General features: G+C 55.6%; 1 protein-coding gene. It reads right to left on the reverse strand.

Annotated elements, in window-relative coordinates; genetic code table 11:
- Window positions 1-114: 114 nt before the first annotated feature.
- Window positions 115-1,149, reverse strand: a complete 1,035-nt coding sequence (locus H8S02_RS12360) for a tyrosine-type recombinase/integrase (RefSeq protein ID WP_118686049.1) — start codon at window positions 1,147-1,149, stop codon at window positions 115-117.
- Between the last annotated feature and the right edge of the window lie 250 nt (window positions 1,150-1,399).

The following is a 1,399-nucleotide window of genomic DNA, read 5'->3' on the forward strand; positions in this document are numbered from 1 at the left end:
GCAGGCAAAATAATCAATTTCACGGTTAAACCCGCAATTTAGAAAAAATCGTTGACTTTTCCGAATTTTTCAGAAAATCGCGCGCTCTGAAAAGCTGGAATAATCTTGCAGCTCTCAGATTTCGATGATCGGAATCGCGCTCTTGGCGATAGACTCCTTCTCCACATACGGCACGTGCGCGTAAACGTTTGCGGTCGTGGCGATATCCGAATGACCGAGCCATTCCTGAATCTGCTTAAGGGAAAAGCCCTGCTGAAGCAGGAGCGTCGCGACCGAATGCCGCAGATCGTGAAACCGGATGCACGGCAGACCGGCGCGGCGGCAGACGCGCCCGAACTCGCGGGAAATATAGTCCGGGCGGAGCGGCGTGCCGTCCTCACGGACGCAGACATAATCGCTCTGGTGGTAGGCTTTGCCGTATTTCCGGCGGTTTTCCTTCTGGCGGCGGCGAAGATCGGTCAGATACCGCCGCAGCGAGTCCGACAGCGGCAGCGTGCGGTAGCTCGAGCGGGTCTTGACGTTATCGACATAGAGAATCCGCCCGTTCGAGAGAATGGCGGTGTGGTTGATGACCATGCGCCGCGCGCGGAAGTCGATCGCGCTCCACCTCAGCCCGGCGCACTCGCTCCGCCGGAGGCCGTAGCTTGCGGCGAGGACAAACGCCGCCTCGGCGGGGGACTGCAAAGCCGCCGCAAGGAAAACATTCAGCTGCGCGCGGTCGTAGACCTGCCCGCGGAAGCGGCGCCGCTTGGGCAGCATGACGTTATCCGCGGGATTATTCGGGATAATCTGGAGCGCGACGGCATATTTCAGACATTTGTGCATTATCGAGTGAAATTTCGCGATCGAGGTCGGAGAAAGGCCCTGCTCGAACTTAAAATTGACGAAATCCTGAAAATCCATCGGCCGGGCGGTCGCGAGGGTCATCCCCCGCGCATCAAAAAACGGCCGGATATGCTTTTCGAAGGCATACCGATAGCCGTCCATCGTATTTTGGCGCACCTGCGTTTTCATCTGGCCGAGCCAGCCGTCCATAAACGCGGAAAAGGCGATCGTCGACTGTTCCGAGTAGCGCAGCCGCATCAGCTCCTCGGGGCGCAGGATAAAATGAATATAGCCGCCCTCCTCAAAAACGCGAATATTTTCCATGATAAAACCTCCTGAAAGTGATGACCGGGCGAAAAAACCGCGCGAGTCACCTTTATTTTACGGGAAAGCGGCAGAAACCGACAATATGAAATCCGCCGCGCGGCGGCAGGCGGTGTAATGCGGCGTGTAATATTACGCTTATGTTACATCTCGCGAAAATCCGTTGACCGTGGGGGCGCGCTATGGTATTATACTTAACGAAATGAGCGAAAGCTCAAAAAATTTTATAAGGAGGAATTTCCCCATGAAG

Origin of the sequence: Agathobaculum hominis (genome assembly GCF_014288055.1) — a bacterium.
Taxonomy (GTDB): Bacteria; Bacillota; Clostridia; order Oscillospirales; family Butyricicoccaceae; genus Agathobaculum; species Agathobaculum hominis.